This is a genomic window from Arthrobacter sp. efr-133-TYG-120 (assembly GCF_030209785.1).
In the GTDB taxonomy this organism is placed as follows: domain Bacteria; phylum Actinomycetota; class Actinomycetes; order Actinomycetales; family Micrococcaceae; genus Arthrobacter.
This window is the reverse complement of the sequence record NZ_JARVRI010000050.1, coordinates 18,786-41,950: the sequence shown is the minus strand read 5'-3', so window position 1 is coordinate 41,950 and position 23,165 is coordinate 18,786. Positions and strand designations below refer to the sequence as shown.

Genomic DNA, 23,165 nt, shown 5'->3' with positions numbered 1-23,165 from the left:
GATCAGGCCCCGGCGGCGACCCGCGGACAAACGGCTTCCTCGCTCAGTTTGCCCTGCTGCAACCTGAAGCGGCGCTCGGTCTTCTGAGCCAGGCTTCGGTCGTGCGTCACCACCAGAATGGTGGTGTTATGGTCCCGGCTCAAGGAACTGAGCAGTTCGATGATGTGCTCACCGGTCTGCTCATCCAGGTTGCCGGTGGGCTCGTCGGCCAGGATGAGCTTGGGCTCGTTGGCCAGCGCCCGGGCAATGGCAACGCGCTGCTGCTCGCCGCCCGAGAGCTTGTTGATGCGGCGGGACTGTTTCTCCGGATCCAGCTGCACCTGCTCCAGGAGGGACCTGGCCCGCTCCAAGCGGGCAGCCTTCCGCATTCCGGCGAACTCCATCGGCAGCATCACGTTATCCACTGCCGAAAGGTTGGGGATGAGGTTGAACTGCTGGAAAACGAACCCGATGTCCCGGCGCCGGTATTCGGTGAGTTTGCCGGCGGGGAGCCCGGCCAGGCTGACTCCGTCCACGACGACGTCCCCGCTGGTGGGCTTGTCGAGGGCACCGAGCAGGGAGAGCAGGGTGCTCTTGCCGCTTCCGCTCTTTCCCACGATCGAGGCGAGGGTGCCCTTTTCGAGCTCGAAGCTCACGCCGTTGACAGGCTTGATGGTGCGGTCGCCGGACTTGAACTGGCGGACCAGGTCTTTGACTTCAATCATGGCTATTCTCCTCGGAGGACTTCGATGGGGCGGATGCGGGCGGTGAGCAGTGCTGGTACCAAGGCGCCCACGACGGCGACGCCGAAGACTGCGGCAACGCCTGCAGCAATGACGCCGGGGGAGGCGCTCGCCGTGACCGAGGTCAGCAACTGGGAGGCTCCGCCGAAGGGGTTTCCACCTGGACCACCAAACCCTCCGCCGCCGGGACCGCGCTGGCTCGTGGCCGTCGTCGAGCTGTTGGAACTGATCAGCGCCGACGCGATGCCGCCGCTGGCGAAGGAGGCGATGGCAGCGCCAACGACGCTGCCAAGCGCCACGAGGACGAGGGCTTCGAGCAGGAACTGCAGGCCGATGGTCCGGTTGCGGGCGCCGATGGCCTTGAGGACTCCGATCTCACGGCGGCGCTCGCGGACCAACATGACCATGATGAGCAGGATGATCAGGCCGGCGGTGCCGAGTGCCGCGATGAAGGCCACGAGTGAAATGTTCTTGACGCTGTCCAGCGAATTGACCGCGGTTTCAAGGTTCCGCTGGCCCTGTGTGACATCGGCCTTGCCGGAGCCGAGGGCGGCTTGAAGCGCCGTCTTGGCGGCGTCCACATTCGCCATGCTGTTGACGGTGACCACCATGCTGGAGAGCTCGCCCGGAGTCGCCGCGAGGGCCTGGGCCTCGGCGAGTGTCGTGTACACGGCGTTGTTGCCGAAAGTGGTGCCGGCGTCGAAGATGCCTGCCACCGTGAACGTCTTGCCGGCGATGGTGAACGTCGAGCCGGCTTTGAGGTTGTTCTTCGTCGCGAGAGTCGTTCCGACGAGGGCCTTGGTGCTGGCGACGGTGTAGTCGCCCAGGCCTGTGCCGCTTGTGATGTTCAGGGCCTTGCCGGCGGTGTCCACCTCGGCCCCGATACCTGTAGCAGTGATGGGCAGCGAGAACGTGGGCGCCGTTCCGGTGCTACCCGAGCCCGTGCTGCCGCTTGTGTTGTTGCGGTTGCCGAGCGTGCCGGCGTCGATGGCTGCCTGAAGGTTCGTGGTGACGCTCGTGCCACCGCCGGGACCGCCACCGGGTCCGGCTTGCTGCCCCGTGGTGCCGGTGGTCGAGGTGGAGGCCGTCGTCGCGGTCTCCAGCCGCAGCGCCTTGGTGCCCACCACGGAAACGACGTTCGGTACCGCTGCCGCCGTCGCGGTCTGGGCCGCGGTGAGCGGCTCGCCGCCGCCGTCGAATCCCTGCGCGCCGGCCGGATTCACGGTCAGGACCGTGCCCACGGAGGCGTTCAGCTCCTGGACCTTGCCGCCAACCTCTTGGTTGGCCACGAGCATGGCCAGTGCCAGCCCGATCGCGACGGCCAGGACTGCCACTACAGCCGCGGTCCTTATCTTGTTGCGGAAGGCATTGCCTACACTCCGGGCGAGGACGCTCACGATTCTCCTTCTGGACCTGGCCCGCCCCAGCGGCGCGCCTGCTCACCTAACAGTGCTCACGGCGGCTGTGCGGCTGTGCTGCTGAAGCTATGCGGGGCCTGTGAAGAGTTGCGCGACGGCGGATGGAGCCGGACACACCGACGGCGGCCACCCCCTGGAGTGGGGATGGCCGCCGTCGTTGGTGCCTAGAGGAGAGCTACTACTTGGTGATCGGGCCGAGGACCGGATCGTCCACGTAGGCCGTCTTCACGTTGGCGAGGGTCACGATGACCGGAGGCAGCAGGTACGCCGGCACGGTCTTGACGCCGTTGTTGTAGGACTTGGTGTCGTTGATTTCCGGGGTCTTGCCGGACTGGATGTCGTTGACCATGGTGATGGAGTGCTCAACGAGCTTGCGGGTGTCCTTGTTGATGGTGGAGTACTGCTCGCCCGCAAGGATGGACTTGACCGACTCAACCTCGGAGTCCTGGCCGGTCACGACCGGAAGCGGCTTGCCTGCCGCCTTGACCGAGGTCAGGATGGCGCGGGCCAGGGTGTCGTTCGGGGACAGCACGCCGTCCAGCGAAGCGCTCGTGTAGGTACCTGCGAGCAGGGTGTCCATGCGCTTCTGGGCGTTCTCTGCCTTCCAACCCTGGGTGACGGCCTGCTCGAAGGACTTCTGGCCGGAAACCACCTTGAGGGTTCCGTCATCGATCTTCGGCTGCAGGATGCTCATGGCGCCGTCGAAGAAGACCTTCGCGTTGGCGTCATCGGGGGAACCTGCAAACAGCTCGATGTTGTACGGGCCGCTCGGCTTCTTGGCCTTGAGTCCGTCCAGCAGGGCCTGGCCCTGCAGCACACCGACCTTGAAGTTGTCGTAGGCCACGTAGTAGTCCACGTTGGAGGTGTTCAGGAGCAGGCGGTCGTAGGCAATGACCGTAGCGCCGGCGTCCTTGGCCTGCTTGAGCTGCGTGCCCAGCTGGGCGCCGTCGATGGCACCGACGATGATGAGCTTGTCGCCCTTGGTGATCATCGCGCTGATCTGGTTCTGCTGCTCCGAAACGCCACCGTTTGCGAACTGCACATCCGGCTTGAAGCCTGCGCTTGTGAGCCCGTCGTTGAAGAGCTTCTCTGCCAGGACCCAGTTCTCACTGGTCTTCTGCGGGAGCGCGACGCCGATCGAGGAACCCTTGGGGAATGCCTCGCTGCCGCTTGACGAGCCACCGGAGCTGCCGCTGTCCGTACGGCCGCAGGCCGTCAGCGCCAGTGCCGCGATCGCAGCTACTGCTGCTGCCTTTCCTGCTTTACCAAACATTCGCATATCTTGGTTCGCTTTCTTTGTTGTGGATGGAACAAGCCGTCTTGAAGCCGATCAGGCTTCCTTGGAGATGACTTCCTTGGTTGAGGTCGTCTCGTCCGGGGCACTTTCGCTGCTCCGGCCGAAGTTCTTCATCATCAATCCGATGATCGATTTCTTGCCCTGCGTCTTGTTGTAGACGTCGAAGGCAACTGCCGCCAGCAGCACGAGGCCCTTGATGATCTGGGTGAGGTCCGCGCCGACGCCGAGCAGTTGGAGGCCGTTGTTGAGGACAGCCATGACCAGGCCACCAACGATGGAGCCGATCACCGTGCCCACGCCGCCGGTGACCGCTGCGCCACCGATGAATACGGCCGCGATCGCATCCAGTTCCCAGCCGACGCCGTCGAACGGACCCGAAGCCGTGGAGCGGCCCACGAAGATCATGCCGGCGAGGCCGGCAAGGATGGACATGTTCATCATGACCATGAAATTGACCTTCTTGGACTGGACTCCGGAGAGTTCGGCCGCGTGGCGGTTGCCGCCGACTGCGTAGATGTGGCGGCCAATGACCGTCTTGGCGGAAATGAAACCGTAGATCAGGACCAGCACGGCCAGAATAAGGCCCGGGATGGGGAATGAGGTGCCTGGGCGGCCAGTCGCGAACAGGTAGGTGGCGTAGAGGATGGCTGCATTGACGAGCACGAGCTTGGTGACCATCACCCAGCCTTCTTGCACTTCGGCGCCCAGTGCCTGGGCGGTGCGGCGGGAACGGATCGCACTGACAATCACGAATGCGACGGCGATAAGGCCCAGCAGGATTGTCAGGTTGTTATACCCCGTCTTCGGCCCTATCTCGGGCAGGTACCCGGAGCCCAGGTACTGGAAGTCTTCGGGGACCGGAACGGTGTTGGACTTGCCCACGAACTGGTTGAAACCGCGGAACAGCAGCATGCCGGCAAGGGTCACGATGAAGGCCGGGATACCGACGTATGCCGTCCAGAATCCTTGCCAGGCTCCGATCAGGGCGCCGAGCAGGAGCCCGAACAGGACGGCTACGTACCAGGGCAGGTGCCAGTCCCTGATGGCCAGGGCCACCGAGATGCCGACGAAGGCCGCTACCGAACCTACGGAGAGGTCGATGTGGCCGGCGATGATGACCAGGACCATGCCGATGGCCAGGATCAGGATGTAGGAGTTGCCGTTGAAGAGGTTGATGACGTTGCCCGGGGTGAGCGTGCGGCCCGAGGTGAAGATCTGGAAGAAGATGACGAGTGCAACCAGGGCGAAGATCATGCCGAATTGGCGGGTGTTGCCACCGAATAGCTTCTTGAGCGCGTTCATTGTTTTGGGTCCTTGTGTCCGTGTGGTTCTGGAGGTGACCGGGGTCAGGCAGCTTTGCGGCTGGATGTCATGAGCTTCATGAGGCTTTCCTGGCTGGCTTCGTCCTTGTTGAGTACGCCAGTGATGGAGCCCTCGAAGATGGTGTAGATACGGTCGGAGAGGCCCAGCAGTTCGGGAAGTTCGGAGGAGATCACAATCACGCCCTTCCCTTGGTTTGCCAGCTGCTGGATGATTCCGTAGATCTCGTACTTGGCCCCGACGTCGATTCCGCGGGTGGGTTCATCCAGGATGAGAAGGTCCGGATCAGTGAACATCCATTTGGCGAGAACAACCTTTTGTTGGTTTCCGCCGGAAAGCTTCGATACGCCTTCCTCCACCGACGGCGTTTTGGTGCGCAGCGACTTCCGGTATTGCTCGGCCACCATGAATTCCTTGTTGGTGTCCACAACGATTCCCCGGCTGATCTTCTTCAAGTTGGCAGACACCGTGGTGGTCTTGATGTCGTCCAGGAGGTTCAGTCCCAGGCTCTTGCGGTCCTCCGTGACGTAGCCGAGACCGGCGTCGATCGCTTGGCGGACGCTGCGCATGGTGATCGGTTTGCCGTCCTTGTACACCTGCCCCGAGATGAACCGGCCGTAGGAGTGGCCGAAGACGGAGCGGGCAAGCTCGGTGCGCCCGGCGCCCATCAGGCCGGCAAAGCCGACGATTTCACCCCGGCGCACATGGAAGCTGGAGTTCTTGCAGACCAGGCGGTCCTGGATCTGGGGATGCCCGACCGTCCAATCCTTGACTTCGAAGAACACCTCGCCGATCTTCGGCGTGTGGTCCGGGAAGCGGGACTCGAGCGTCCGCCCGACCATGCCCTTGATGATCCGGTCCTCGTCGACGCCGTCTTCCACGACGTTGAGCGTCTCGATGGACTTGCCATCGCGGATGATGGTGATCTCGTCCGCGATCTGCTCGATCTCGTTGAGCTTGTGGGAAATGATGATGGACGTGATGCCCCGGCCCTTGAGGCCAAGGATCAGGTCCAGCAAGTGCTGGGAGTCCGATTCGTTCAGGGCTGCCGTCGGCTCGTCGAGGATGAGCAGCTTGACGGACTTGTTCAGCGCCTTGGCGATTTCCACCAGTTGCTGCTTGCCGACGCCGATTTCCTTGATGGGGGTATCCGGGTCTTCGCGCAAGCCGACCCGTGCGAGGAGTTCGATTGACCGCTTGCGTGCCTCGGCCCAGTCGATGATGCCGCGACGGACGGGTTCGTTGCCGAGGAAGATGTTTTCCATGATGGACAGCTCGGGGATCAGTGCCAGTTCCTGGTGGATGATCACGATTCCCGCATGTTCGCTGGCCCGGATGTCCTTGAACTGCTGGACTTCCGCCTGGTACACGATGTCGCCGTCGTAGCTGCCGTAGGGGTAAACCCCGGAGAGCACCTTCATCAACGTGGACTTTCCTGCACCGTTTTCGCCGCAGATCGCATGGATTTCGCCCACCTTGACCCGGAGGCTCACGTCCGAGAGCGCCTTCACGCCGGGGAATTCCTTGGTGATGGACCGCATCTCGAGGAGAACCGGATCCTGGTGCGTTATGGGGGTCGACATACCCTCGCGCCTCCAATGTTTGACGTCGTTGTCGGCTCGGGGATGGCGAGCCTATCTGATGAGAAAGTAAACTGGATCACACCGCTTGTCGTCAAGACTTTAACGCAAGACGGCGATAACAGCGTGGTAACGAAATGTTCAGGACTGCTTGATTCCGGCGTGCTGGAACACCAAAGCGGCCGCCCCCAGGGCCTCCGCCCGGGCGCCGAGCGAAGACATCGCGAGGTGCGTTGTCTCGCCGATTACGGGCACTGCATGGCGGACGAGGCCCCGCCGGATCGGGTCCAGGAGGATGTCGCCGAGGCCGGCCAGAGGGCCGCCCACCACGATGACTTCCGGGTTTATGAGATTCGCCACATTGCCCAGCGCGCGCCCCACCGCGAGTCCGGCGTCGTCCACTACGCGAAGGGTCGCCGGATCCCTCGCCAGGGCGTTGCGGACAATGTCCTCGGGTTCGAGATGGAGCCCTGAGCCCTTCCCGAGCAGCTCGATCATGGTGGTGGTGGAAGCCATCGTTTCCAGGCAGCCCCGGTTGCCGCAGCGGCAGATCGCGCCGTATTCGTGGATGGTCGCATGGCCGATTTCTCCTGTGATTCCCACTGCCCCGTAGTAGGGCGCACCGTTGATGATGAGGCCCGCTCCGATGCCGGAGCCGATCTTGAGGAACATGAGGTTGCTGATCCCGCTATGGGGCCCCCAGGTGACCTCGGAGAGGGCGCCCAGATTGGCGTCGTTGTCAACGTATACGGGAAGATCGAGGGCTTCCTCCAGCCGTTCGAGAATCTGGATCCCCACCCATTCGGGCAGGATGGCGCCCTGCGCCACGGTACCGGAACGGCGGTCGATGGGGCCCGCTATGCCGGCCCCCGCGCCAACCACCGCGCTTCGGTCCACCCCGCTCTCGAGCAGGAGCTTGTTGAGGAGCGCGACGGCGGCGCTGATGCCCTGTTCGGCGTGGTGGCCAAGGGGGAGCGTGACCGTTTCCTCGACGATGATGTGATAGCCCAGCGAGGCCAGGACCACCCGCAGGTGGCGCCGGCCAAAATCGATGCCGACGGCCACCGCGCCGTTGCTGTTGAGCCTGACGTTCAGCGCCCGTCGTCCGGAGCTTGTGATCGGTTCGGTGGAGACGAGCCCTGCGTCCTGCATGATCTTGACGATGTTGGACACCGTTGCCGTGGAAAGGCCGGTCTGCCTGGCGAGTTCGGCCTGGGTGGAGGGGCCGCTCAGCAGGCATTCGATGAGCCGCTGCTGGTTCAGGTGGCGCAGCGCTGATTGCGAGCCGGGGTTCTTGCGGTGGCTCTTCGTCGAGCTGGATGTTGCGGGCATGACATGAAGCGTGCCTCAAATCACAGTTGCAGTCAAGAAGTTAACGCAACGGCGTGAACTTGCATCGTCATCATGAACTATGCCCCGGTTTTGTACGAACCATCCCCGGCGGGTTGCCCGCAGGTCCTTTTGTCCCGGGTGGCGAGCCTTCTGCTGGCTAGGCTGGAAGGACGAGTGATCCCGGGCGTGCCTCCCATGAACGCCTGACGGGGATGCAAGGTGCTATTGAGGTGGTAATGATGCTGCTGTCCGTTCTGCAGGCCAACGCTGTTGTCCTGGACATCGACGCCAATCTGAAGACGGTCGATGCGGCGGCACAACGCGCTGCCGCGGCCGGGGCCGCCTTGTTGCTGACCCCCGAGCTCTTCCCGGTGGGGTACGCGCCGTTGCGGCTCCACGCGGAGCTGGATTTCGCAACGCTTCCAAGCATCCGGGAACGACTTGCGGACATCGCCCGCACGCACGGCATCGGGCTCGTGTATAGCCTTCCCGCACCAGCTGCCGATGGCGGTTGGCATATCTCCGCCACTCTTCTGGACGCGCACGGAACCGTGCTCCTGGACTATGGCAAAGTGCACCTCTTCGGCGCGGAGGAGCGAAAGGCGTTCTCCGCCGCCCAGGCAGCTCCCGGCGTCGTGGACTTCAAGGGCATCAAGACGTCGCTGCTGATTTGCTACGACGTCGAGTTCCCCGAAACGGTCCGCGCCTCGGCCACGCGAGGCGCTGACCTAGTGCTTGTTCCCACCGCCCTGTCGGCCGGATTCGACGCCGTGCCCCAGATCCTGATTCGGGCCCGGGCACTGGAGAGCCAACTCAACGTGGCCTACGCGAACCACAGCGGCCACGAGGACGGCTGCGACTTCCTCGGCGGGAGCGTGGTCGCGGGTCCGGACGGTTCGTTGCTCGCTGCGGCCGGGGATGGTGCCGAATTGCTCTTCGCCGAGATCTCCACTGAAAGCGTCAGGGCGGCACGGGAACAGGTGCCCTACCTGCGCGAACGCCGCCCGGAGCTGTACCGGGAGTGGGAAGGTTCTGCTCCGAAAGGTTGAGGCCGCGAATGCATGGGGTGGATGAGTAGCTCAGCGGTTGACTACGGGCGCGCGTAAGCCAACCGGCCGAGCCCAAGCACGGATTCCGAGAATGAGGCTGCGTCCGTCGCCAAAGAATGGCAGAAGAAAGACTGCATGCAACAGGAACCAGTGCTGCAGGAATGAACCGGGTGCCAGTAGTGCAACCAGCGCCCCCACCAAGCATGATCCACCCGGACCGAGTATCGCCACGATTGCGATCTGCCACCCGTAGAGATGCCCGACGGGAATGACGGAGAAGCGAAGGATGCCGGAAGAAACTACGACGTCGGAAATCCCGTGAAACAGCCTCATGCCCGCAACGTGAGACCACTCATGCACCAGAAATCCGCACAGCAGGCACAGCACATGCACAAGAAGCCACAGGCCAGCCCGGAAAAGTATCGGGTCAGTGGTCATGGCGGCCAGGAAGGTGCACGCCGTGAAGCCGAGAGCCGCGGCGGCAAAGGCAATCTACATGACCATATGAGTTGCTTGGCTATCAGCCCGGCAGTGACATCCCGGAGGGCGAACTTTCGAACAGTCAATCCTGGTTCGCTTGTAGGAGTCGCTTCTTGTGGAGCTTTAGCCGTTCCAGGACTGATGCAACGGCAACATAAAAGACAAGCGATGCCGCGAAGACAAAAGCGATGGGCGCGCCGTTCGACACCCCGATTTCCAACGCGGTCGCCCCGTCGGGCTTTGCATGGGGCTCGAAGAAGAGCGCGCCGAACAGGCCAGATTTCCTGACTCCTGTTTCTGACGCCGAGAACATCGTGGTGATGAAACTTGCGACAACGACGATCATGGTGACAACAAAAGAGACTGTCATCCCGACGATGGATCTAAGCAACCACTTCATGGCGTGCAATCCTTTCCATTCTCCGCATACCCAGGATGCTGTAAAAGACGACGAGCATGTTAAGCGCGGTGAAAATTCCCGCACTGATCATTGGATCAAAGTTAAAGACGTTCAAGCCGAGCGCCACAATCATGACGACTATCACCGTGAGCAGGACCCCCATGATGACAGTGAATGGGTTTCCCTTCTCAGGAGGGAAAGCGATGCCAACTAGGGTTGATATGAGAATGTTGCTCAAACACAATCCAAGCACCGGCAGGCACGCTTCGAAGGTAATTCCTTGCGACAAGGAAATCGTGATGACTGGAATGCCCACAACCATCAAGAGGACGCCTTGCGAGCCGACGAGGCGTAAGTAGTTCGCAACGGTGCGGCCCGGATAAGTGACCATGCGCCGCAGGGGCTCCGAGTTTGAAAATGCATAGACTCCCTGAAATGTTATGAGAGCGAGGACGTAGGGTGGGAACACCAAATGCTCGAGCCAGGCGAAGACTGAATAAATGATGATAAAAGAGATAGCCACCATCGTTTCGAAACTTCGAAACAAGACCAGAATGTAAACGCCGAACTTACGATCTGCCAAGCGTGAAGGCAGAAAGACGAAGAAGCGACGCATCGGGACGTAGTTCCTGGGTGCGATGGCGACGATTGCCGGAATTACTGCCGCCGATGTCGCAAGGAGGATTAAAATGGATAACCAGAGCCCAACGGCTTCCTGCAGTTTCGCGTAGAGCAATGCAGGTGCAAAGTAGTCGCGCCCCAATACGTAGCTTTCGGCGATCTGGCTGCTCTGCTCGTTGGTTTGAGGAAACGCCACCGCCAGCCCGAAAGCCAGCACCATCGGGACTATCAGACCGCGAAGTCGGGCGATCCGGAGGGCCTGCAGAGCACGCTCAAGCAGGTAGTAGCCGAGGCTCAGAAGCAAGTAGGTTGAAATAGCGGGGAACCAGATGGATGCCAGAACCCTCGGAATGTAATCAGGACCCTCGATCAACACGGTTGAAATGGAGAAAGCACCGAAAACGAACACGGTCATAAGGAGAACGAGGGATGACTCAAAGAGCGCAAACGCCATCGTCCTTTCCTTGTTGGTCACGGGCAGATTGAAGGAGAGCTTCAGAAGCTCATCTGCCTTCATGAACAGCACCCGGATCAGTGTGTACGCAATAAGTACCCAAAATCCGACCGTTGCGCTGGCCACTTGAAGAACCGGCTCAAGCAGGCCGGTTCCACCGAGATACTGACGGATGACCACATAGCTCAACACGTTGAATCCCGCGAACGCGAGAACGAGCAGGAATATGGTAGAAAGCCGAGCAGCCGGGCTGGCCAACAGGCCTCGTCCCAAGACGCGCCTCACGATGAAGAGCCAGAACAATCGAGACAGGAGAACTACGCTCTTGAAGCGCATTTAGGATGGCTCCATTGCCTGGATGAATTCGTTGGCAAGGTCAGCTATCGTTCCGTGATCTTCGATAATCTTCCGGACGGGAGCCTGAACCACCAGGGCCCCTTGGATGAGAAGCGCCAGCTCGTCAGCGACGTGCTCCAACATGGTGAAGTCATGACTGCACAGCAGAACCGATCGGCCTTCTTTGGCAAGTTGTCGGATATCTCGCTCGAAGAGGTTGATGGCGTCGATGTCGACGCCATTGAGGGTCTCATCGATGACGGTAAACCTTCGCCGGAGCATGAACGCCGCGATAAGTTGCAGCTTCTTCCTCATGCCGTGTGAGTAGTCCTCAATCAAGTCGCGGTGCCTGTCGCGCATGGAGTACCTGGCGAATTGCGTCCTCAGTGCCGCGTGATCCATGGATTCTCCATAGAGCCCGTGCATGAAACGCACGTATTCCTCCCCCGTGAGGAACTCAGGGATGTAATCATTGCTCGACAAGTAGATCGAAGACATCTTGGCGCTGCGGCTCTGACTGCTGACAGGTCCGATGCGGACGCGGCCGCTTTGAAGTTGGAGCAGATCCAGGATGACCTTTATCAGGGTGGACTTCCCGGATCCGTTGGGACCGATGAGGCCCATGATCTGGTCCTCGGCGATCGTGAACGAGACATCATGAAGCACTTGGGTTCTGGAGTTATAGGCGTAGTTGACGTTGGCAACACTGAGAGTCATGAGGCGTGATTCCGATGCTCTGGTCGTGGTGGCACGTTGTCAGTGCCACCACGACGGCTGGCTTGCTGGGAGTTACCTGCATTCAACCCACACAGAGACGCCCCATTGGCTCCAACTCCAATTGCCAGTAAAGCGGCCTCGTCCTTGCGTCAAACACCAGACGGCCATCGCTGCGAGCATTGCAAAAGCAAGCACCATCAGGACGGGGAGAACCACCAGAAACCAGCCATCGTAGCGAACAATCATTTCGTCAATCTTGGTTCGTGCCGTTGCCATGGTGCTGCTTGCATTCAAGGCGTCGTAGTGAGCATTTCGTTCCTCCACTTCGATTTGAGCTACTGGCGGATCCCGTGTAGCCGGCACTCGAATGCTAGGCCGCGAAAACCGCGTCTCAGTGGTCAAACGGCGAAATTAAGTGGTGAAACCCGGCAAAATACGTGCAAAATCGACGTTTCTCCGTGTGCCGGCGGCTCCGTCTACGTGTTTAACCAGCACAACCCGTAGACAGGGCGCCAAGAAGGGCTCGGGACTAAGCTTCCCTTCCGCCCACCAACCCGTCCGTGTACTGGAGGGCGATCCAAAGTTCCGCGCGCACTTGGGCCTGATTCAGATCCGTATCGAGCAGTTCGGCGAGCAGCCCGATCTGGCGGCGCACGCTGTTGCGGTGCAACCCCAGCAGCTTGGCAGAGGCGTCCCAGCTGCCGTTTTCGCTTAGCCAGCCCCGGAGCACTGCCAAGAGGGGATCGCGCTTGTCGGCTTCCAAGGCAAGCACCGGTTCAAGAAGCCTCGCGGCCAGCATCGACCCGGCCTCGCGGCCGAGGAGCCCGGTGACCGACCACGTCACCTCGTCGACGCGGGCGCTCCGTCCGCTGGACTGGACCCGTGAACGTAGCGAGGTCACCCGCTGGTGCGCTGCGGCGAGGCCTGTCAGTTCGGTCGGGTCTCCGATGACGAGCCGCCAGCCGAGCTTTTCGACGTCCGCCAGGAGCGCGTCGTCCACCTTCAAACGGGTGATCGCAGCGAACCCGTAATCGGTGACTTCCACCAGTTTGGTGTCGAAGAGGCGCCGCCACTGCAAAAGCTCACGCACAGGGCTGTCGCCGGCGGGCCATTCGGGGGAGTCCACCTTGATGCCTTGGACTACGCGTAGGGCAGCGGAGCGCGTGGAGGACAGGCTTTGGGCGAGGAGGTCCTTGAGCCCGTTGACGTGCCGGGTTCCGCCGCTCGCAAGGCTTTCAGGGTGCAGCAGCAACGCCGTCGCCAATTGGCTTGGCGCGAGCGAACCGCTGGTCCGTTGGCGGACGAGCAACTCCAGTAACCCCACGACGGACTGCACCACGCTGTTCTGTGCAGGCGTCAGCGCAGCGTCCGAGCCGAGGATCAGGGCGCCCAGGTTGGCGTCCTTGGTGCTCCGCAGCGGGTGGCCAAAGACCATCTCCGATCCCGGCTGCTCAAAGCCGTCCATCTCGACTCGCGGCCCGCTACCGGAAAGGAGCCGTTCCAGCATGGGCTCCAGGAGTGAATGCTCGACGCCGGTGCTGCCGCCGGCCGCGTGGGCGCGCGCACGTACCCGCCCGTCCGCTCCGACCAGAAGGGCCCAGACGGGCACCTTCTGGACCAAAGCGGCGAGCAGCTCGTGTTCAGGCCGAGGGGAGAGGACCGCCCGCATGAGTTGCCGGTTGGTGTCCGCGAGCTGGCGGAAGACCTTCGCGTTGTCCGATTCCAGGAGCTGGGAGAACTCAAGCCCGATCGCGGCGAACGGGATGGATTCCGGAATCTCAATCAAGGTGAGCTTGTGCCGCCTGCAGGCCTTGAGCAGCTCGGCCGGGACGGCGTCGAAATACGGCCTGATCCCGAAGCCCAGCGCCGCCACCTTGGCCCCCACCAGCCGCTTCACGTAAGCATCGACGTTCTCGCTGGACCCGCCGTCCCCCAGGAAAGGGAGCCCCGCGGTCAGCAGGAACTCCCCGTCCGGCAGGTACGGGGTGGGGTCGTCCAGTTCGCTGGGTTCAACCCAGCGCAGCAGCTCCCCGCCGCTGCCGCCGTCGTGGAGTATCTCCAACTCCGGCGGCAGCTGCTTGAGGAACTGCTCAAGGGTGACGAAACTCAGGCGCCCGGCGGCTGGCTCAGGCGACATCGCTTGGTGCCTCCTGGTAATCGGGGCACTCGTAGGCGCCGGACTCGTACACGCGGGGGAGTCGCGGTGCGATCCGGTTGATGATCTCGTCGCCGTGGCTTCCGATGGCGGCGCCCCAATCGTCGGCACTCGCGGCCCCTCCTGCGGGATCGCCGAACAAAACCGCTGTGTCTCCGACCTCGATTCCGGACGCGTCCGGGCCGAGGTCCACCATGAACTGGTCCATGCACACCTTGCCGATCACTGGGACCCTCCGGCCGGCGATCTGGACCAGGCTCCGGCCGCTGATTCCCTTCGGGATGCCGTCGGCGTAGCCGAGGGGGATGAGTCCGAGGTAGCGCGGCTCATGCGTGATGGCTTGGTGTTCGTAGCTGACGCCAGTCCCCGCCGGGACTTTCTTGACCATGACGAGCGGCGCGGTGACGCTCAAAGCGGGGCGGAGTCCGAAGTCGGCGGGGTCCAGATGGTCCGCTGGTGCCAAGCCGTAAATCGCCAGTCCGGCGCGGACCATGTCGAAGTGGAATTCGGGCCGGTCCAGGATGTTGGCCGAGCTCGACACGTGCCGCAGCTGCGGGTCCAGTCCGGCAGCGCGGGCTTCGCCAACTGCGTCTTCGAACTCCGCGACGGCCGCGGCGTTGCCGGGGTGGGCGGGAACGTCGGCCCAGGCCAAGTGGGTCCAGATGCCGCGGACAAGCACCGTGCCGTCCTGCTCCGCCTTGCGTGCCCGGGCCACGAGTTCGGGCCAGTCTTCCTTGCGCGCGCCGCCGCGGCTGAGGCCGCTGTCCAGCTCCAAGTGCACGACGGCGGGGCGGCCCAATTGCTCCGCGATCCCGGCCAGCACCTCAAGTTGACCGACGCTCCCAAGCGAAACGTCGACGTCGTACTCGAGCGCCTCACGGATGGTCGCGCTGGTCTGGGATGCCAGATATAGCCACGACAGGACCGGCACGGTGATGCCCGCCTGACGCAAGGTGATGGCTTCGCTCAATTGGGCCGTTCCGAGCCAATCAGCCCCTGCCGCCACCGCCGTGCGGGCCACGTCGACGAGGCCGTGACCGTAGCCGTTCCCCTTGACCACGGCCATGAAATGCGGCGCGGCGGTGCGCTTCTTGAGGGCCTTGATGTTGTCTGAAATCGCAGACAGATCAACGCTGACCTGCCCGGAAAGCGCCGCTCCGGGCGCCGTTTCTGATTGTGCAATACGTCTCATGGTTGATCACTATAGGTCATTTTGCACCGCCGTGAGAGCTGGCTCACAGGCTTACGGTTGTCAGGGGAAACCGCCAACTACTCTGAAGGGACGTCAACGGTGACTGTGCCTACCTCCACCCAGACCATTCCAACGCACGCCACGAATGCGGATGCAGGCAATGCCGCCCGCCGCCCGGGGCTCGGTTCGCAGCTCCTGCGCCGCAAGCCGATCGGGCAAATGGTCAGCGAAGCCGGAAGCAGCGAAAGCGGTACGCCGCTGGTCCGCAGTTTCGGCGTCCTCCAGCTGACGATGATCAGCGTCGGCGCGACCCTGGGTACCGGCATCCTGGTGATCCTGGGTGAATCCGTGCCGCTGGCCGGACCCGCGGTCTGGATTTCCTTCGTGGTCGCTGGGCTGGCCGCCCTGTTCTCGGCCGTGTCCTACGCCGAAATGGCAGGCCTCGTGCCCGTCGCCGGGTCCAGCTATTCCTACTCCTATGCCACGATGGGCGAGGGCATGGCCTGGATCTGTGGTTGGTGCCTCGTCCTCGAATACGCGGTCTCCGTGGCTGCCGTGGCCGTCGGCGCAGGGCAATACGTGAACGAAACGCTCGCCGCGTTCGGGCAGTTCCTGCCGGACGCGATGTCCCAGCCACCGGGCAGCGGCGGCGTGGTCAACGTGCCGGCCATGCTGATCGTGGTCCTCGCCATGGTCCTGCTGGTGCGCGGCGCCAAGGAAAGCGCCTGGATCAACACTGCGATCGTGACCATCAAGATTGTCATCCTGCTGTTCTTCTGCGCCGTTGCGTTCACCGCGTTCAACGCCGGCAACTTCGAACCTCTCATACCGATGGGTGCCGCAGGCGTTTCGGCCGCAGCATCCCGGGTGTTCTTCTCCTACATCGGTTTCGACGCCGCTTCCACCGCTGGCGAAGAAGCCCGCAACCCCAAGCGAGACCTGCCCCGGGCCATCCTGCTCTCCATGGTGATCGTGACCAGCATTTACGTCCTGGTTGCCGTGGCCGCAATCGGTGCCCGGCCCTGGGAATGGTTCGGCGGCACAGAGGCAGCCCTCGTCCAGATCCTCGAGGAAACCACCCACCAACCCTGGATCGCGCTCGTCTTCTCCATCGGTGCCGTGCTCGCCATCGCCAGCATCGTCCTGACCGTGCTCTACGGCCAGACCCGCATCCTGCTCTCCATGTCCCGCGACGGACTGGTCCCTGAAGTCTTCGGCCGGATCTCCCCGCGCACCGGCACTCCGGTGGCCGGAACGCTCATCGTGGGCACCGCCGTCGCACTCACCGCTGGGCTTGTCCCGCTCGGCGCGCTGGCCGACGCCACCAGCATCGGCACCCTCTTCGCGTTCGCGCTGGTCAACGTCGCCGTCATCTACCTGCGGCGCAACCGCCCGGAGCTCAAGCGCAGCTTCCGCGTACCGCTCTACCCGATCACCCCCGTCCTCGGCACCCTCATGTGTGCCTACCTCATGGCCAACCTGGGTGCCGACACCTGGGTGGTGTTCGGTGGCTGGATGCTCGTGGGGATCGCCCTCTACTTCGGCTATGGACGCCGGAACTCCAAGGTAGCGGCCCTGACCGAACAGGAATACCGTGAACTATCCGCCAGGGTCGCCGACCCGGAAACTGTGAAGGCAGAACTTTCATGACCATCGCCACCGAATTGCCCACGGAACCCACACCCCGCGCGGGGGATGCCGGAATTTCCCAAGCAACGCCGGCCGACGCTCCCATCACCATGCTGAACCCGGACTTCCCGTTCAGCTACGACCACTACCTGGCCCACCCCGACGGGCTGGCGGTCATTCCGCCGGAACTGTACGGCACGGAGGTAGCGGTGATCGGTGCGGGCCTTTCGGGACTCGTCACGGCCTACGAGCTCATGAAGCTCGGGCTGCGCCCCGTGGTCTACGAGGCCGACCAAATCGGCGGGCGGTTGCGCACCGCGAGCTTCCCGTCCGCTCCCGGAGTGGTGGCAGACCTCGGTGGCATGCGCTTCCCGGTGTCCGGAAAGGCGTTCTACCACTACGTGGAACTCCTCGGCCTGGACACCCAGGAATTCCCCAACCCGCTCGCGCCTGCAACATCAAGCACCGTGATCGAGTTGGCCGGACAGAAGCACTATGCCGCCACGTCGGCTGAGCTGCCGGAGTTCTTCCACGAAGTCGCCGCAGCCTGGAAGGCCGCAGTGAATGACGGCGCCGCGTTCCAGGAAATGCAGGAGGCGATCCGGGTCCGCGACACCAAGCGCATCAAGGAGCTATGGAACGGGCTGCTCCCGCTGCTCGACGAACAGACCTTCTATGGATTCATCGCCGCAAGCACGTCCTTCAAGGACGCCGGATTCGCGCACCGCGAGGCCTTCGGCCAAGTAGGTTTCGGCACGGGTGGCTGGGACACCGACTTCCCCAACTCCATCCTCGAAATCCTGCGCGTCGTCTACACCGACGCCGATGACCAGCACCGCCTCATCACCGGGGGAGCGCAACGGCTCCCCGAGGCACTGTGGCACCACGCGCCGTCGGGCATGGCCCACTGGCCCGAGGGCACCTCGCTCGCATCGTTGCATTCCGGTTCCCCGCGCGGGGCCGTGGACCGCATTGAGCGCGGGGCGAACGGCGACCTCATGGTGCGCGAGCGTTGGGGCCGCGAAACCGGGTACTCCGCCGTCGTGACCACCTGCCAGTCCTGGCTGCTGTCCACGCGCATCCACACCCAGGAATCGTTGTTCCCCTCGGAACTGTGGACCGCGATCGAACGCTCGCACTACATGCAGTCGTCCAAGACCTTCGTCATGGTGGACCGGCCGTTCTGGAAGGACATCGACCCCGAAACGGGCCGCGAAGTGTTGTCCATGACGCTGACCGACCGGCTCAACCGGGCGACGTACCTGCTCGACGACGGCCCGGACAAGCCAGCCGTCATCCTGCTCTCCTATACGTGGAACGACGACGCCCTGAAGTGGCTCTCGCTCAGCGCCGAGGAACGCGTCAAGCTCATGCTGCACTCGCTCGAGCAGATCTACCCGGGCGTGGACATCGCGAGCCACATCGTGGGACAGCCCATCACCGTATCCTGGGAGGCCGACCCCAACTTCATGGGTGCCTTCAAGGCCAACCTTCCGGGGCACTACCGCTACCAGCAGCGCCTGTTCACGCACTTCAAGCAGGACAAGCTGCCGGAGAGCCAGCGAGGCATCTTCCTTGCGGGCGACGACGTCTCGTTCACCGCAGGCTGGGCCGAAGGCGCCGTCACCACAGGGCTGAACGCTGTGTGGGGCGTGGTGAGCCACCTCGGTGGTTCGTCCGTGGCAGGCAACCCCGGTCCCGGTGACGTGTTGGACGAGCTGGGGCCGATCAGCCTGGACTAACCCTGCGCGTGCATCCCGCGGTGCGCCGCCGCTAGCTCCCGGTAGTGCGCTGCGTTGCGCTTCACGCCGTCGAGCTCTTCTTCGCTCAGTTCGCGGCGCACCTTGGCAGGCACGCCCGCAACCAAGGAGCGCGGCGGGATGACAGTTCCCTCAAGCACGACGGCGCCCGCGGCCACCAGCGAACCGGTACCGATCACGGCTCCGTTCAGGATGGTGGCGCTCATGCCAATGAGGCAGTCGTCCTCAACGGTGCATCCGTGGACGACGGCGCTGTGGCCGACACTGACGCGCTCGCCGACGGTGCAGGGGAAGCCGGGGTCGGCGTGCAGGACCACATTGTCCTGGAGGTTCGAGCCGGCACCGACGCTGATGGCGGCGGTGTCGGCACGGACTGACACACCATAGAAGGCGCTGGAGTCCGCGCCGAGGGTTGCCTTGCCGATGATGGAAGCCGTGGGTGCCACGAAGGCGGTGCCATGGATGGCCGGAGTATCCCCGGCGAACGTGTAAATGGGAGCCATGGGGCAAGCCTAATCCCCACCGCCTCCCTAACCTCGCTTCGCTCGGCCAGGGAACCCTGGCGGCGTGGGCCCAAGCGAAGGAGTCCGGAGGACCAGGAATTGGTAGTGCTGCGTCCAGTTCCCGGCGCCGGGTCCCGACTCGACTCCTGTGCCCTCGGGCCAGGTCTCAAAGCGCTCGACGTCGCCGTGCGCACCAAAGATGCGGTGCAGGGTGTCATCGCTCCGCCGGCTGAAGAACCGCCGCGGCTCGTCCTGGTCCTCGGGGTTGAGGACTTCCTCATCGTCACCGGACCAGAGCCCGACGGCGATTGGCGCGCCAGCCGCGCTGACCCGCACGAGTTCACTGACGACGTCGTGGATTACCACGTTGGGCACGTGCAGGAGGGTGCTCATAGTCCACACGGCCGGGAAAGTAGCATCGGCGAACGGCAGGGACCGGCCGCTGGCAACGCTGGCGTCGAGCCCTTTGGCACGGGCAACGTGGATGCTCTCCTCGGACAGGTCGACGCCGGTGTAGTGCAGTCCCGCCCGCACGAATTCCAAGCCTTCGACGCCTGTGCCGCAGCCTAGTTCGAACAGCGAGTGCCTGTGTTCTTCCTTGAGCAGGCGGATAAACCAGTCGCGGCATTCCGTCCGACGCGGGGTCATGGCGCGGGTGTTCTGGATGCCGGCCTGCCGGTCGTAGTAAACGGCCAGGTTCGCCTCGTGATAGTCGGCTTCGTCGCTGAAGACCTTTCGGGTCCCGTCCATGGACCCAGCGTAGAACACCCAACTAACTAGCAGTAGGTGTCGTTATGAGGCCTCTAAACGACAACAACTGCGAGTTAGTTGGGTGGGGCGCCTAGTTGGGTGGGGCGCCTAGTTGAACACCACTGTGCGGGTGCCGTCGAGCAGGACGCGGTGCTCTGCGTGCCACTGCACAGCCTGTGCCAGCGTGCGGCCCTCGACGTCGCGGCCCATCTGCACGAATTGCTCGGCCGTGCGTGCGTGGTCCACCCGGATGACTTCCTGCTCGATGATCGGACCCTCGTCGAGGTCCGCCGTGACGTAGTGCGCAGTGGCCCCGATGATCTTCACGCCCCGGGCATGCGCCTGGTGGTAGGGCTTGGCGCCCTTGAAGGACGGCAGGAAGGAGTGATGGATGTTGATGGCCTTGCCGTTGAGCTCGGAGCAGAGCTCGTTGGAGAGTACTTGCATGTAGCGCGCCAGGACGGTCAGCTCGATGCCGTGCTCATGGATGAGTGCGAGCAGCTTCGCCTCGGCCTGCGGCTTGGTGTCCGGGGTGACCGGGATGTGGTGGAAGGGGATCCCATAGAACTCGGCCAGGCCTTCGAGGTCCCGGTGGTTGGAGACGATGGCCGGCACCTCGATGGGGAGGGTTCCTGAGCGTTGCTGGAAGAGCAGGTCGTTGAGGCAGTGTGCGTCCTTTGAACCCAGGATCAGGGTACGGACCTTTTGGCCCACCGGGTTGATTTGCCACTTCATGCCGAATTCTTCGGCCACCGGGGCCAGCGCCGCACTCAGTTCAGCCTGGCTCGAAGACGTTGTGGCTTCCACCCGCATGAAGAAGTTTCCCGTGCTGGGGCTGCCGTATTGCTGGGAATCTGCGATGTTGCAGCCGGCCTCCAACAAAGCCCCCGCAACGGCGTGCACAATTCCGGGCCGGTCCGGGCAGGACAGGGTTACAACAAAAGACGTAGGCAGGGTGGAGTCAGTCACAGCTAAAGCCTACCGTTGCGCACCTGTTGTACTGTTTAAGTCGTCGCGACTGGCGTTGGGTGGTGCACCACCAGGGAGCGGCATTTTGAAGACCACGGATCGTACGCCTGGGCCGAGGGTCACGTTTTACTGTCGCTGTGCCATGCCCCGTAATCAAAGGCATGGAAAAAACCCAGCCGGTAGCCTGACCTGTAGAAATACCCGTTGCCTATCCAGGAGATCTTCGTGACCACCACCACCATCACCTCCGCGACCATCAGCAACCAGCCGCTTGCCGAGCTCGACCCCGAGATCGCAGCAGTTCTGGAACAGGAACTCGGCCGCCAGCGCGGCACCCTGGAAATGATCGCTTCCGAGAACTTTGCGCCCCGCGCCGTCATGGAAGCCCAGGGCTCGGTCCTGACCAACAAGTACGCCGAAGGCTACCCGGGCCGCCGCTACTACGGTGGTTGCGAATACGTGGACGTCGCCGAGCAACTGGCCATCGACCGCGTGAAGGCGCTCTTCGGCGCCGAGTACGCCAACGTCCAGCCGCACTCCGGTGCGCAGGCCAACGCCGCAGCCCTGTCCGCCATGATCACTCCAGGTGACAAGATCCTCGGCCTTTCCCTTGCCCACGGCGGCCACCTGACCCACGGCATGAAGCTCAACTTCTCCGGGAAGCTCTACAACGTGGCTGCCTACCAGGTTGAAGAAGACAGCTTCCGCGTGGACATGGACAAGCTCCGCGAACAAGCCATTGCCGAGAAGCCCCAGGTCATCATCGCCGGCTGGTCCGCTTACCCGCGCCACCTCGATTTCGCAGCCTTCCGTTCCATCGCCGACGAGGTTGGCGCGCTCCTCTGGACGGACATGGCCCACTTCGCGGGCCTCGTCGCAGCAGGCCTGCACCCGAGCCCGGTGCCGCACTCCGACGTCGTCACCTCCACGGTGCACAAGACGCTGGCCGGCCCCCGTTCCGGCGTGATCCTCGCCAAGCAGGAATGGGCCAAGAAGCTCAACTCCAACGTGTTCCCGGGCCAGCAGGGCGGCCCGCTCATGCACGTGATCGCCGCCAAGGCCGTTGCCTTCAAGATCGCCGCCGGCGAGGAGTTCAAGGAGCGGCAGGAGCGCGTCCTCGAAGGCGCCAAGATCATCGCCGATCGCCTCAACCAGGCCGACGTCGCTGAAGCTGGTGTTTCCGTTCTGACCGGCGGCACCGACGTGCACCTGGTCCTCGTGGACCTGCGCAACTCGCAGCTGGACGGCCAGCAGGCCGAAGACCTCCTTCACTCCGTGGGCATCACCGTCAACCGCAACGCCGTTCCGTTCGACCCCCGCCCGCCGATGGTCACCTCGGGCCTGCGCATCGGTACCCCGGCCCTGGCTACCCGCGGCTTCGGAGCCACCGAGTTCGCCGAGGTTGCCGAGATCATCGCTTCGGCGTTGAAGGCCGGTTCCGCTACCGACGTCGAAGCATTGCAGGCCCGCGTCGACAAGCTCGCCGCTGACTTCCCGCTGTACCCGCAGCACGAGCAGTGGTGAACCCGTCCATGGCGCAGACCGCGAAGATCCTTGACGGCAAGGCCGCCGCTGCCGCCATCAAGTCTGAGCTGACTGAGCGTGTAGCTGCCCTGAGGGCCCGCGGCGTAACTCCGGGCATTGCCACTGTGCTCGTCGGTGCGGACCCTGCTTCGCAGCTTTACGTGTCCATGAAGCACAAGCAGTCCGTGGAGATCGGGATGAACTCGATCCAGCGTGAGCTTCCGGCGGACGCCACCCAGGCGCAGGTCGAGGACCTCATCGACGAACTCAATGCGGACTCCGCCTGCCACGGTTACATCGTGCAGCTGCCGCTGCCCAAACACCTGGACACCGACGCCATCCTCGAGCGGATCGACCCCGCCAAGGATGCCGACGGCCTGCACCCGACCAACCTGGGCCGGCTGGTGCTCAACGTCAACGGAGAGATCACCTCGCCGCTGCCGTGCACACCCCGCGGCGTCATCGAGCTCCTGGAGCGCAACGGCTACAGTCTCGCCGGCAAGCACGTCGTGGTGGTCGGCCGCGGGGTCACCATCGGCCGCTCGATCGGACTGCTGCTCACGCGGCGGGCCGTGAACGCCACCGTGACGCTCACGCACACCGGCACCAAGAACCTCTCGGAGCTGCTGCGGCAGGCGGACGTGATTGTGGGCGCGGCGGGTGCCAAGCACATCGTCAAGCCTGGGGACGTGAAGCCGGGCGCGGCCGTGCTCGACGTCGGTGTCACCCGTGAAACCGACCCCGAGACGGGCAAGAGCAAGGTCCACGGGGACATCGATCCCGCCGTTGCCGAGGTAGCCGGCTGGATTTCGCCGAACCCCGGCGGCGTGGGCCCCATGACCGTGGCGCTGCTCATGACCAACGTGGTCGAAGCCGCCGAACGCCAAGTGGCAGCGGGAAGCGCCTCCGGCGTCGCCTGATTGTGCTCCCCACCACCGTGTAGGGCGCCTACTCCCG

Annotated in this window: 20 protein-coding genes and 1 riboswitch; of the genes, 5 read left to right on the top strand and 15 right to left on the bottom strand. The window is 63.4% G+C overall.

Annotated elements, in window-relative coordinates:
• Positions 1 to 2: 2 nt before the first annotated feature.
• From QRN51_RS22970 to QRN51_RS22945, 6 genes are all read right to left on the bottom strand, one after another.
• Positions 3 to 704: an ABC transporter ATP-binding protein gene (locus tag QRN51_RS22970; protein WP_284992027.1), complete on the bottom strand. Its 702-nt coding sequence runs from the start codon at positions 702 to 704 to the stop codon at positions 3 to 5.
• A gap of 2 nt (positions 705 to 706) precedes the next feature.
• On the bottom strand, positions 707 to 2,119 hold the full coding sequence (locus QRN51_RS22965; RefSeq protein WP_284992026.1) for an ABC transporter permease: 1,413 nt from the start codon (positions 2,117 to 2,119) through the stop codon (positions 707 to 709).
• Between the two features lie 199 nt (positions 2,120 to 2,318).
• On the bottom strand, positions 2,319 to 3,419 hold the full coding sequence (locus tag QRN51_RS22960; protein ID WP_059388015.1) for a substrate-binding domain-containing protein: 1,101 nt from the start codon (positions 3,417 to 3,419) through the stop codon (positions 2,319 to 2,321).
• A gap of 51 nt (positions 3,420 to 3,470) precedes the next feature.
• Complete coding sequence (mmsB, locus tag QRN51_RS22955) at positions 3,471 to 4,739, bottom strand: multiple monosaccharide ABC transporter permease (protein WP_059388014.1); 1,269 nt, start codon at positions 4,737 to 4,739, stop codon at positions 3,471 to 3,473.
• A gap of 44 nt (positions 4,740 to 4,783) precedes the next feature.
• On the bottom strand, positions 4,784 to 6,340 hold the full coding sequence (gene mmsA / locus QRN51_RS22950) for a multiple monosaccharide ABC transporter ATP-binding protein (RefSeq protein WP_284992025.1): 1,557 nt from the start codon (positions 6,338 to 6,340) through the stop codon (positions 4,784 to 4,786).
• A 138-nt stretch (positions 6,341 to 6,478) separates the two neighbouring features.
• Positions 6,479 to 7,669, bottom strand: coding sequence for an ROK family transcriptional regulator (locus QRN51_RS22945; protein ID WP_284992024.1), 1,191 nt, complete (start codon positions 7,667 to 7,669; stop codon positions 6,479 to 6,481).
• A gap of 239 nt (positions 7,670 to 7,908) precedes the next feature.
• Here QRN51_RS22945 and QRN51_RS22940 point away from each other — a divergent pair, with 239 nt between their 5' ends.
• Positions 7,909 to 8,718 (top strand): carbon-nitrogen hydrolase family protein, encoded by an 810-nt coding sequence (locus tag QRN51_RS22940; protein ID WP_502870892.1) that lies wholly within the window; start codon positions 7,909 to 7,911, stop codon positions 8,716 to 8,718.
• 30 nt (positions 8,719 to 8,748) lie between these two features.
• Here QRN51_RS22940 and QRN51_RS22935 read toward each other — a convergent pair whose 3' ends face one another.
• The 6 genes from QRN51_RS22935 to alr form a co-directional block, all read right to left on the bottom strand.
• On the bottom strand, positions 8,749 to 9,051 hold the full coding sequence (locus QRN51_RS22935; RefSeq protein ID WP_284992022.1) for a hypothetical protein: 303 nt from the start codon (positions 9,049 to 9,051) through the stop codon (positions 8,749 to 8,751).
• A 229-nt stretch (positions 9,052 to 9,280) separates the two neighbouring features.
• Positions 9,281 to 9,598 (bottom strand): hypothetical protein, encoded by a 318-nt coding sequence (locus tag QRN51_RS22930; RefSeq protein ID WP_284992021.1) that lies wholly within the window; start codon positions 9,596 to 9,598, stop codon positions 9,281 to 9,283.
• On the bottom strand, positions 9,582 to 11,009 hold the full coding sequence (locus QRN51_RS22925) for a hypothetical protein (protein ID WP_284992020.1): 1,428 nt from the start codon (positions 11,007 to 11,009) through the stop codon (positions 9,582 to 9,584). Before QRN51_RS22925 ends, QRN51_RS22930 begins: the two co-directional genes overlap by 17 nt.
• Entirely contained in the window at positions 11,010 to 11,726 is a 717-nt protein-coding gene (locus tag QRN51_RS22920) for an ATP-binding cassette domain-containing protein (protein ID WP_284992019.1), read from the bottom strand.
• 529 nt (positions 11,727 to 12,255) lie between these two features.
• Entirely contained in the window at positions 12,256 to 13,863 is a 1,608-nt protein-coding gene (locus tag QRN51_RS22915) for a PucR family transcriptional regulator (protein WP_284992018.1), read from the bottom strand.
• Positions 13,853 to 15,073 (bottom strand): alanine racemase, encoded by a 1,221-nt coding sequence (gene alr / locus QRN51_RS22910; RefSeq protein WP_284992017.1) that lies wholly within the window; start codon positions 15,071 to 15,073, stop codon positions 13,853 to 13,855. Before alr ends, QRN51_RS22915 begins: the two co-directional genes overlap by 11 nt.
• A 219-nt stretch (positions 15,074 to 15,292) precedes the next feature.
• Between alr and QRN51_RS22905 the strand changes: the two genes are divergently transcribed.
• Together QRN51_RS22905 and QRN51_RS22900 are read left to right on the top strand one after the other, a co-directional pair.
• The gene (locus QRN51_RS22905; RefSeq protein WP_284992034.1) at positions 15,293 to 16,723 is read left to right on the top strand and encodes an amino acid permease; all 1,431 of its coding nucleotides are present in this window, start codon (positions 15,293 to 15,295) and stop codon (positions 16,721 to 16,723) included.
• A complete protein-coding gene (locus QRN51_RS22900; protein WP_284992016.1) occupies positions 16,720 to 18,444 on the top strand; it encodes a flavin monoamine oxidase family protein in 1,725 nt (574 codons plus the stop codon). Before QRN51_RS22905 ends, QRN51_RS22900 begins: the two co-directional genes overlap by 4 nt.
• On the opposite strand, the gene QRN51_RS22895 is transcribed toward QRN51_RS22900, so the two are convergent.
• The 3 genes from QRN51_RS22895 to purU form a co-directional block, all read right to left on the bottom strand.
• Entirely contained in the window at positions 18,441 to 18,965 is a 525-nt protein-coding gene (locus QRN51_RS22895) for a gamma carbonic anhydrase family protein (RefSeq protein ID WP_284992015.1), read from the bottom strand. The two genes, QRN51_RS22900 and QRN51_RS22895, sit on opposite strands and share 4 nt — an antisense overlap.
• Before the next feature lie 27 nt (positions 18,966 to 18,992).
• Complete coding sequence (locus QRN51_RS22890) at positions 18,993 to 19,715, bottom strand: class I SAM-dependent methyltransferase (RefSeq protein ID WP_284992014.1); 723 nt, start codon at positions 19,713 to 19,715, stop codon at positions 18,993 to 18,995.
• 108 nt (positions 19,716 to 19,823) lie between these two features.
• Positions 19,824 to 20,684, bottom strand: coding sequence for a formyltetrahydrofolate deformylase (purU, locus tag QRN51_RS22885; RefSeq protein WP_284992013.1), 861 nt, complete (start codon positions 20,682 to 20,684; stop codon positions 19,824 to 19,826).
• A gap of 35 nt (positions 20,685 to 20,719) precedes the next feature.
• A riboswitch (ZMP/ZTP riboswitch) is annotated at positions 20,720 to 20,804 on the top strand.
• Positions 20,805 to 20,894: 90 nt separating this feature from the next.
• Here purU and glyA point away from each other — a divergent pair.
• Together glyA and QRN51_RS22875 are read left to right on the top strand one after the other, a co-directional pair.
• Positions 20,895 to 22,208 carry a serine hydroxymethyltransferase gene (glyA, locus tag QRN51_RS22880; protein WP_370872264.1) on the top strand — a complete coding sequence of 438 codons (1,314 nt, stop codon included), beginning with the start codon at positions 20,895 to 20,897 and terminating at the stop codon, positions 22,206 to 22,208.
• An 8-nt stretch (positions 22,209 to 22,216) separates the two neighbouring features.
• Positions 22,217 to 23,128: a bifunctional methylenetetrahydrofolate dehydrogenase/methenyltetrahydrofolate cyclohydrolase gene (locus QRN51_RS22875; RefSeq protein WP_284992012.1), complete on the top strand. Its 912-nt coding sequence runs from the start codon at positions 22,217 to 22,219 to the stop codon at positions 23,126 to 23,128.
• Positions 23,129 to 23,165: the final 37 nt, after the last annotated feature.

Coding starts and splice junctions, on each gene's coding strand:
- QRN51_RS22970 (WP_284992027.1), bottom strand. CDS start 704: ATGATTGAAGTCAAAGACCTGGTCCGCCAGTTCAAGTCCGGCGACCGC.
- QRN51_RS22960 (WP_059388015.1), bottom strand. CDS start 3,419: ATGCGAATGTTTGGTAAAGCAGGAAAGGCAGCAGCAGTAGCTGCGATC.
- mmsB (WP_059388014.1), bottom strand. CDS start 4,739: ATGAACGCGCTCAAGAAGCTATTCGGTGGCAACACCCGCCAATTCGGC.
- mmsA (WP_284992025.1), bottom strand. CDS start 6,340: ATGTCGACCCCCATAACGCACCAGGATCCGGTTCTCCTCGAGATGCGG.
- QRN51_RS22945 (WP_284992024.1), bottom strand. CDS start 7,669: ATGCCCGCAACATCCAGCTCGACGAAGAGCCACCGCAAGAACCCCGGC.
- QRN51_RS22940 (WP_502870892.1), top strand. CDS start 7,909: ATGCTGCTGTCCGTTCTGCAGGCCAACGCTGTTGTCCTGGACATCGAC.
- QRN51_RS22935 (WP_284992022.1), bottom strand. CDS start 9,051: ATGAGGCTGTTTCACGGGATTTCCGACGTCGTAGTTTCTTCCGGCATC.
- QRN51_RS22930 (WP_284992021.1), bottom strand. CDS start 9,598: ATGAAGTGGTTGCTTAGATCCATCGTCGGGATGACAGTCTCTTTTGTT.
- QRN51_RS22925 (WP_284992020.1), bottom strand. CDS start 11,009: ATGCGCTTCAAGAGCGTAGTTCTCCTGTCTCGATTGTTCTGGCTCTTC.
- QRN51_RS22920 (WP_284992019.1), bottom strand. CDS start 11,726: ATGACTCTCAGTGTTGCCAACGTCAACTACGCCTATAACTCCAGAACC.
- QRN51_RS22915 (WP_284992018.1), bottom strand. CDS start 13,863: ATGTCGCCTGAGCCAGCCGCCGGGCGCCTGAGTTTCGTCACCCTTGAG.
- alr (WP_284992017.1), bottom strand. CDS start 15,073: ATGAGACGTATTGCACAATCAGAAACGGCGCCCGGAGCGGCGCTTTCC.
- QRN51_RS22905 (WP_284992034.1), top strand. CDS start 15,293: ATGGTCAGCGAAGCCGGAAGCAGCGAAAGCGGTACGCCGCTGGTCCGC.
- QRN51_RS22900 (WP_284992016.1), top strand. CDS start 16,720: ATGACCATCGCCACCGAATTGCCCACGGAACCCACACCCCGCGCGGGG.
- QRN51_RS22895 (WP_284992015.1), bottom strand. CDS start 18,965: ATGGCTCCCATTTACACGTTCGCCGGGGATACTCCGGCCATCCATGGC.
- QRN51_RS22890 (WP_284992014.1), bottom strand. CDS start 19,715: ATGGACGGGACCCGAAAGGTCTTCAGCGACGAAGCCGACTATCACGAG.
- QRN51_RS22875 (WP_284992012.1), top strand. CDS start 22,217: ATGGCGCAGACCGCGAAGATCCTTGACGGCAAGGCCGCCGCTGCCGCC.